Origin of the sequence: Pandoraea sp. CB10b_02, assembly GCF_002216225.1 — a bacterium.
GTDB classification, from domain to species: Bacteria; Pseudomonadota; Gammaproteobacteria; order Burkholderiales; family Burkholderiaceae; genus Pandoraea; species Pandoraea nosoerga.
This window is the reverse complement of the sequence record NZ_NJGW02000042.1, coordinates 1-7,551: the sequence shown is the minus strand read 5'-3', so window position 1 is coordinate 7,551 and position 7,551 is coordinate 1. Positions and strand designations below refer to the sequence as shown.

Here is a 7,551-nt window from a genome sequence, read left to right as displayed (position 1 = left end):
ACGCCAGCCCGAACGAATTCGCAAGTATTTCGAGCACGGCCCTGTTCGCTATGCAGCTTGATACAAGTTCACAGGGGCCGGATCAATAATGCAGATGTTGGCAGTTATCCCGATATCGGGACCAAAGCTCGCGCGGGCGAGACGTGAATAGAACTCCGACTGGGCGTCGACGGGCGGTGACGAAGTACCGTCGGCAACTTCTGACTTGATGGCTTTCTCGCTCACTTCGCCGCGCCCTCCAGCCCGATGGGGGCTTCACCGGTGGTCCGCATTGCCATCTCGACTGCGCCAACTAACGACTTCTTCACCGAAATGTCGTTGATCAGGCTGTTGTGCAAACGTGGCAGCTCACCCGGGTCAATGCCGTCCAGCAGGTCGGTAGCGTCGGATTCCGTCCTGTGATTCGCATGAACAATCGACTGCACGATCTGCTGCGGACTGAGTTCATCGCTATCGAAGAGCGTGCGCACACGAACCGATACGTCTACCGGCGCAAGCCAGGCGTTCAGGTATGACAGGCGAATGTCTGCCGGCATGGCGGCCAAGATCGAGCGCTCGAAGTTCGCCGGCAGCAGGTTCGTGTCTTTCGTCCGGTCATCCAGCCACCGGAAAATCCGATCCGCCGCGTTCTTCGCAGCGGTGAACGCGTCGCCGGACATGTCGAACTCAAGTCGCGGCAGCGCATCACCGCCCCACGCTCTGTGAGCCTCAACGATTTGCAGAGCGACGGTCTCGCGGCTGCCCGCGCGCTGGCGCCACGCGTCGACGTGATCCGACAGGATCGCAAGCTTCGTTTTGTGCGATTCGTTTCGCATGTATTTCTCTCCTCGTGCGCCTACAGTGATACGCATGCAACCTCTACTCAAATCTGGCGAGTCCCCCGACGGTGCTAAGCTGTGCGCTCTTCACTTCGTACAACTCAACATCCATCGGGGTACTCATGGACGACTCAACCTACGGAAAGAACCTTCAAACGCAACTGACTGTCGCTATCGCTCACCAAGTGGCTATCGCAGCCTCAATGGCACTTGCAGTGCGCGACATGCCGCATGGACGAGACTTGCTCAACAGTTTCGAGCGGGACCTGCTCGCCTCATCCATCTGGCAATTGGGAAACAGCGCGGCACCGGCGGAAGTTGGCGAGGTTTATCGGAAAGAAATCTCACAAATATTCAGCCGCGCACGCGCCAAAAACGGCTGGTAATCACTCACGCATCGATCCGATTCGCCGGAGTCTGGCTATGCAGCCAGTCCATGCGGTCGGCGATGAACTTCGCCTCTTGGTCGGCCCGCAAATTCAATGCGGGCCGGATGAGCCACAGTAGCAAGCGGGCATACATTCGCTTCACTTGGAAACTCCTATCCACGGTATTGAAGGCCGCCGGGGCGGGAACAATTGCAACTGAACTCCCGCGAGATCGAATCCAGCGTCGTAACGTCGATCTCGCGGCCATGCTTCTTTGCCAGGTATCGCCACAGCGAGATTTCAAGCGATTCCGGCATCACCACGCCGTCAATCTGAACCGAGGCGCCGGCGTACTCGACTTGTGCGGTACCGGCGATCGCCAACGTGAGCGAAACAACCGCCTGATCGCCGGCTACCACCCGAGTTGTCACGCTTTGCACGCGCGGAATTCGCACGCCATCAACGTCCACGTGACCGCGACCGGCGCCGTCGACTTCGATACTCACCTTCGCGATGTTCGTCATTTGCTCTCTCCAGTAGCGCCGCCGGCCAGCTCGGGCCAATAGAACATCCAGTCTTTGCAAAGCAGTGTCCGAGATACCCCAGATCTGTCTTCGAATGCCTTGGCGTATTTCGCGGGAACCGACCCACTCCGAACCCACTGCTGCAAGGTTTGGTAGTTGCGAACTCCCAACACCTTTGCGGCGGACACCGGGCCACCCAAGTTGTTGATCGCGCGAGAGATGTTGTGAGCATTGGTCATGGGCAAATCCTAATACAAGAAAAACTAGCATGCAAGATTTTCCTGCAATGACACAAGGCCGTCTTGTGTTTAACCTCGCGCGCATGAACTCAATTCATGCCCGCATCAAAGCTCTTCGCGAAAAGCTGTCAATTTCGATGGAGACGCTCGCCTCTACGGTCGGCGTGTCATGGCAGACGGTTCAGCAGTGGGAGAACGGCAAGACGGCACCACAACGCAAGCGACTGCAGGCCGTCGCGGACGCGCTGCATACAACGGTTGATTTTCTGATGACTGGCGGAGAGGCCACTGCAGGAGATCAGGAGTTCGTGACGATCAAGCGGCTTGATGTCAAGCTGTCTGCGGGCCACGGCCATGTGGTTGAAAGCGAAGACGAAAAGAGCCGCCTGTCGTTTCGTGCCGACTTTCTTAGATCGGCTGGCGCCACGCCAGATAGCGCGGTCTCCGTGACAGTGAAGGGCGATAGCATGGAGCCGCTTATTCCAGACGGTTCTACGATCCTCGTGAATCGATCCGATACGACTGTCGTGAACGGAAAGGTCTACGCAATTCGCCAGGACGGAAAATTGCTGGTCAAGCGCTTATACAAGGTAAGGGGCGGAGGGTTCGTGGCACGCTCCGAAAATACAAGTGGCGCCTACTCCGATATCCCACTCGATAGTGATCATCCTGATTTTGACATTCTCGGGCGGGCGTTCTGGGTGGGCTTCAAACTCTGATGCGCGCGTGAGCGGTCGAAATCGGATGTTGTCCAACTTCTTACGGGGTGCACAATGTCCGCAGTTGATTCGCAAGGCCAGCCGCTCAATCTAGCATTTCGGTCGCAAGCCGTCGCTGAACGGAAAATCGACGAGCTCATAGGCATCGTCAAAGGCGTCATTGCTGACGGCGAGATCTCACACTCAGAGGCCGAGTTTGTTCTCAAATGGCTCGACAGCAATCGTGACGTCGCTACGCAATGGCCGGCGAACGTGCTCTACCCTCGGCTCGAACAGGCGCTTTCCGATGGGTTTCTAGATAGCAGCGAGGAAGGCGAGCTTCTGGGGCTTATGCTCTCAACGGTTGGCGGCAACTCTTCACAGAACGCGGGCGAATCGTCAAACTCTACGTCCTTGCCGGTCACTAACCCGCCGCCTGAGATTGAATTCCAAGGCCGTACATTCTGTTTTACCGGAAAGTTCTATTCGGGCACGCGCGACTGGTGCCATACCCAAGTAAGCGCTCGCGGGGGCCTGCCGACTGACGGTATCACGAAGAAGCTGAACTACTTGGTAATTGGCGAAATCGGATCGCGAGACTGGCTGCATTCGACATACGGAACGAAAATAAAAAAGGCGGTTGAATACGCCACGAGCGGAGTTCCTATAGTCATCGTCACTGAGCAGCACTGGGCAGACCACATCTAAGTCCATCAAGCATTTCATCAACGGTCCGCAGCGCGGGCCGTTTTTGTTTGAGCTATCGAAAATCGATTAGCGATCCAAATTTCGCATCGACACGCATACTAGTTTTTCTTGCATGCTAGTTTTTCTTGTGCAATTATTCGTCTCAACGCAGCGCACTTCGCTGCGCCACCGGCCCAGCCGGATCGCTCCTTGACAATTTTTCTAGCCGATGTTGCTCACCCGCCTACGTGGGGTGTTCGTCCGGCTCAATCGCATCTACGGGCATGGCCGTAGCTCTGCGCGGTGTCCCTGCCGTATCCAGTCCGCCAAAGCGCGGTTAACGGTGAAGAGGGTGAGGCGTAGACGGCCAAGAGTAGAAATGGTTATGCCGGTTGGAATCCCGGCGCAGTACGTATCACCCAGCAGTGCGCAGGCAGGCGTTAGCGCCGCCCGCGCACTGCGAACGCTGTATCTGAGGCGGCTTTCTTCCGAGAGCCGCACCATATACACGAGGAGAAATCCATGACCGCACGAGACAGCATCACGTTTGAAGTCGGAACTGCGCAGTTGACGGTGCCGAAGCAGGATCTGCTTGAGGCATACATCGCCAAGACTCTCGGGACCGCGAGCAAAAAGGGGATCGCGCTGGCTGCCGGTGAAACCTACGTCGGATCGATCACCAATGCCGACGGAACCGGCCATCACATCATTCTCCTTGCCGGCGATGTCGAGAAGAATTGGACCGACGCCCTCGATTGGGCGAAGTCCATTGGCGGCGATCTGCCGAACCGAATCGAGCAGGCGATGCTCTGCGCGCACCACCGCGACCGCTTTGAGAAGCGGGCGTACTGGTCGAACCAGAAACATGAGTCCGACGACGGCTTCGCCTGGTGTCAGACCTTCGACTATGGTGGCCAGTACTACGACCACCAGATCAGCCGGTTGCGCGCGGTGGCCGTCCGCAGGTTGCCCATTTAGTCATTCTGTCATTTGACCGAGGCAAAGAACACCTCCCCGGAGAGGGAACGCCCCCGATGATGCAGGCGTGACCGCCGCGAGAGTGCGGCACCTGAATTCAAGTTTCTGCTGCCGGGCTGACAACCAACTGTCTATAAAACAGCAAACAAACGACGAGTCGGCTTAGTCGTTGCGGGAGCCATCCCTGTAATGAGGCGCAAACGCTGATGCGCGAGACGATGGCTGTGCGGCGTCCCGGTTTCGACTTGGGCGTTCGGACATGCGTGACGGCCCGGAGAGACGGGCACCTTCAAGTGAGCAGACCCGCGTCGGCGCGGCGACGTTAAATAGCCCGTACACCGTCCCCCGGTTGCTGGAAGGGTCTGCTCTCTTGAGGGTGAATGAACACGCCCGTGCACGGGGGCTTGATAGCCGGAGATCAGCGCTGGCCACTCTCTTCACCGATTCAAATCTCATGCCATTACTACTGATTTTGCTGCCGCTCCTATGGGCGCGAGCGGCAGCTTATCCGCGCCCAGGGCAAGCGCTGCCCCAGCGTATTCGACGGATCCTTAACCGCGCCGTGCCGATCGACTACGGTTAGGTGCCGCCGCGCTGCGCCCAATTCAAGCAATAGAGCGAGCCTGACCGCTCACAGGTCCATGGCGGACATGGTTATAGCCGCAACGCCCCGGCGTTCTGCCGGGGCCTCCCTACCTCCCTGGAGGATTCCAATGTTTGCAGCAGAGATTCGTCAATACCAGACGGGCTGGCGCGACGCCATGCGCGGCACGCCCTGCCAGTCGAATGACCTCGCATACCGACTCGGGTATCGCGATGCCTCCATCTGAGGCGCGCCATGCTTGATCGATTTCTCATTCGAACGGTCAACGCCGCCGACCGATGGATTCGCCGTCACCGCGGTGCCGCCTGGACGATCTGGGCTGTTCTGCTCATCTCCTGCCTTTATGTGAGGTGGACGTCTGGCGTATGAGGTCAGCCGCAAAACGAGCAGCAGCGGAACGGGCCTGGAAGACGCTTCGCCCTCTCATGAACGACCGGCACGCTCGACCAACACTTCCCGCCCACCCCGGTTCGCCACGCTACCACGACGAAATCGAAGCCAAGCAGGCTTTGCGCGATGCCCTCGAAAGGCATTCGCCCATCCTGCTCGCCGCTCTCGCCTTCTACATCAAATCCGACGCATAGCGGCGCTCCGACGTCGACCGCGAACGAGGAAATAAATGACCGCCACACCGTCCTTCAAACAGAAGATCAACGAAAAGGAAATCCGGCGCGCGGATGCAATGAAGATCCGCTACGAGGATATCCACGTCGAACCCGGCTTCAATCTTCGCGCGGCGCTGGACCTGCTCGACGGGGAGTCCTTGGAGAAGGCCAAGGAAGATGACGATAGCCTCTTCCGCCACATCATGGCCGGCGGTCAATACCCGGCTCTTGAGGTTCGGCCCCGCGCCGAAGGTGGCGTGTGGCTGGTCGACGGGCATCGGCGCCATGCGGCCATCGGGCGAGCAGACGCAGCCGGCGCACCGCTCCGCGATCGTGACGGCGAGTTGATGGTTCGAATCGACGCCTTCGACGGCAACGATGCGGACCGAACCGTTCGCATCCTGTCGAGCAACAAGAATCGGCAACTGCACCCGCTTGAAAAGGCTTTCGGCTACCAGCGTCTTGCGCGCTTCGGTTGGGACAACCCGCGCATTGCACAGGCCGATCACGTCTCGCCCCAGTGGGTCGGAAAGATGCTCGTGCTTGCTGGTGCCAACTCCGACGTTCACCGCTTGGTGTTTGCCGGGAAGACCTCGGCATCAGTCGCGGCAGATGCCGTCCGCCAGTATGGCGAACAGGCCGGTGCGTTCCTGTCAGGCGAGTTTGAGAAGGCATCCGCTGGCGGGAAGAAGAAAGTCACCGCCAGATCGATCAAAGGCAAGTCCTACTCACGCAAGGCTGTGACGACATACGTCGAGCGCATTGGCACCTTCGTCTCCGCGCTGCCCGACGCGGAACGAGAGGCAATAGCCAATAGCGAAACTGACTTTCCCGTGACGGTAAGCGCAAAGGCACTTCGCGAGTTGCTCGCCGCCCATTCCGATATCAGCGCCGCCACCGCGCCGGCCACGCCTGCCACCGGAGCTTGATATGCGAATCTGGATGCCGAAGATCGTGGCGCGGGCGATCATCGCCTACGCCCAGCGCACGCCCTACTTCGACCTTCGCGGCTATATGCGCCGTTGGTGGGTCAAGAAGCCCCGCGGGCACGATGCCAGCGTCGCCGAGAACGGTCGGCGCGACACCAGTTGGGGTGCGCGGGTACACAACACACTCCGCAGTGACGCCGGCCGGGATCTTCACGATCACCCGTGGTGGAGCATTTCAATCGTACTGCTGGGCGGCTACTGGGAAATCATGCCGACCGAGCAGGAGCAGCCCGCCAAGTGGGATTCCCGGCCCGAAACGATCCTCTTGCGCGGATATCGACGCGTCTGGCGTGGCCCCGGATCAATCGTGTTCCGCCGCGCGACCGACCGGCACCGCCTCGAAATCCCCGACGGCGGCGAAGCGTGGTCTCTTTTCATCATGGGGCCGTGGCAGCGCAATTGGGGCTTCCATACGCCTCGTGGCTGGGTTCCTTGGCGCGAGTACGTCAAGCAGCCCACCGACACGAAGCAATCCGCATAGATTCCCGAGGCTTCCCCGGCAGCCGTAGCTGCTACCTGAGCAGTGAATAGCCGGGATCAACCACCAACAGGAGCAATCCATGACTCAGGTCGTAATCCCGCAACTCAATGACGGCGAAACCTATCTCTGCGGCATAGTCGATGCGAATGGCGACGTCGAGCATACCGTCATCGTTGCAATCAACAACGAGCGCGGCGAATGGCAGGAACAGATGGAGTGGGCGAAGTCCCTCGGCGCCGATCTGATGTCGCGTCCCGAGCAGGCCATCGCATTCGCGAAGCACAAGGACCGCTTCGAGGAGGCTGGTTACTGGAGTAACGAGGATGCCGGTGACGGCTTCGCCTGGTATCAGGACTTCCTCAATGGTGACCAGTACTACGGCAGCCAGGACGGCCGGTTGCGCGCGGTGGCCGTCCGCAGATTCAAAAATTGAGTCATTCAACCATTTGAACGGAGCATGCAATGACGATCACGCTTGAGGCCATCGAGGCCAAACATACCGAGCTCGGCCAACTGATCGAGCGATTCAAGGAACAGGCAAAGGGAACCGAGATTCGCAT

General features: G+C 59.0%; 11 protein-coding genes. 7 read left to right on the top strand and 4 right to left on the bottom strand.

The window, feature by feature from the left end:
• Positions 1–221 precede the first annotated feature (221 nt).
• On the bottom strand, positions 222–815 hold the full coding sequence (locus CDN36_RS22350; RefSeq protein WP_025249600.1) for a toxin YdaT family protein: 594 nt from the start codon (positions 813–815) through the stop codon (positions 222–224).
• A gap of 125 nt (positions 816–940) precedes the next feature.
• On the opposite strand from CDN36_RS22350, the gene CDN36_RS22345 reads away from it, so the two are divergent.
• Positions 941–1,204: a hypothetical protein gene (locus CDN36_RS22345; protein ID WP_125899279.1), complete on the top strand. Its 264-nt coding sequence runs from the start codon at positions 941–943 to the stop codon at positions 1,202–1,204.
• A gap of 4 nt (positions 1,205–1,208) precedes the next feature.
• Here the strand turns inward: CDN36_RS22345 and CDN36_RS22340 are convergent, their stop codons facing one another.
• Genes CDN36_RS22340 through CDN36_RS22330 form a run of 3 tightly spaced genes read right to left on the bottom strand, consistent with a single transcriptional unit; the run spans position 1,209 to position 1,949 of the window.
• Positions 1,209–1,349, bottom strand: coding sequence for a hypothetical protein (locus tag CDN36_RS22340; protein WP_287497967.1), 141 nt, complete (start codon positions 1,347–1,349; stop codon positions 1,209–1,211).
• A 10-nt stretch (positions 1,350–1,359) separates the two neighbouring features.
• A complete protein-coding gene (locus tag CDN36_RS22335; protein ID WP_287497966.1) occupies positions 1,360–1,710 on the bottom strand; it encodes a hypothetical protein in 351 nt (116 codons plus the stop codon).
• Positions 1,707–1,949, bottom strand: a complete 243-nt coding sequence (locus tag CDN36_RS22330; RefSeq protein WP_287497965.1) for a hypothetical protein — start codon at positions 1,947–1,949, stop codon at positions 1,707–1,709. The genes CDN36_RS22335 and CDN36_RS22330 overlap by 4 nt, the downstream gene beginning before the upstream one ends.
• 29 nt (positions 1,950–1,978) lie before the next feature.
• On the opposite strand from CDN36_RS22330, the gene CDN36_RS22325 reads away from it, so the two are divergent.
• The 6 genes from CDN36_RS22325 (at position 1,979) to CDN36_RS22300 (ending at position 7,424) form a co-directional block, all read left to right on the top strand.
• Positions 1,979–2,668 (top strand): XRE family transcriptional regulator, encoded by a 690-nt coding sequence (locus CDN36_RS22325; RefSeq protein ID WP_287497964.1) that lies wholly within the window; start codon positions 1,979–1,981, stop codon positions 2,666–2,668.
• 54 nt (positions 2,669–2,722) lie between these two features.
• Positions 2,723–3,355, top strand: coding sequence for a BRCT domain-containing protein (locus CDN36_RS22320; protein ID WP_063598210.1), 633 nt, complete (start codon positions 2,723–2,725; stop codon positions 3,353–3,355).
• 501 nt (positions 3,356–3,856) lie between these two features.
• The gene (locus CDN36_RS22315) at positions 3,857–4,312 is read left to right on the top strand and encodes an Lcl C-terminal domain-containing protein (RefSeq protein ID WP_287497963.1); all 456 of its coding nucleotides are present in this window, start codon (positions 3,857–3,859) and stop codon (positions 4,310–4,312) included.
• 1,223 nt (positions 4,313–5,535) lie between these two features.
• The gene (locus CDN36_RS22310) at positions 5,536–6,450 is read left to right on the top strand and encodes a ParB/RepB/Spo0J family partition protein (RefSeq protein WP_287497962.1); all 915 of its coding nucleotides are present in this window, start codon (positions 5,536–5,538) and stop codon (positions 6,448–6,450) included.
• Position 6,451: 1 nt separating this feature from the next.
• Positions 6,452–6,991 carry a hypothetical protein gene (locus tag CDN36_RS22305; RefSeq protein WP_287497961.1) on the top strand — a complete coding sequence of 180 codons (540 nt, stop codon included), beginning with the start codon at positions 6,452–6,454 and terminating at the stop codon, positions 6,989–6,991.
• A gap of 79 nt (positions 6,992–7,070) precedes the next feature.
• A complete protein-coding gene (locus CDN36_RS22300) occupies positions 7,071–7,424 on the top strand; it encodes a DUF1566 domain-containing protein (protein ID WP_287497960.1) in 354 nt (117 codons plus the stop codon).
• Positions 7,425–7,551 lie beyond the last annotated feature (127 nt).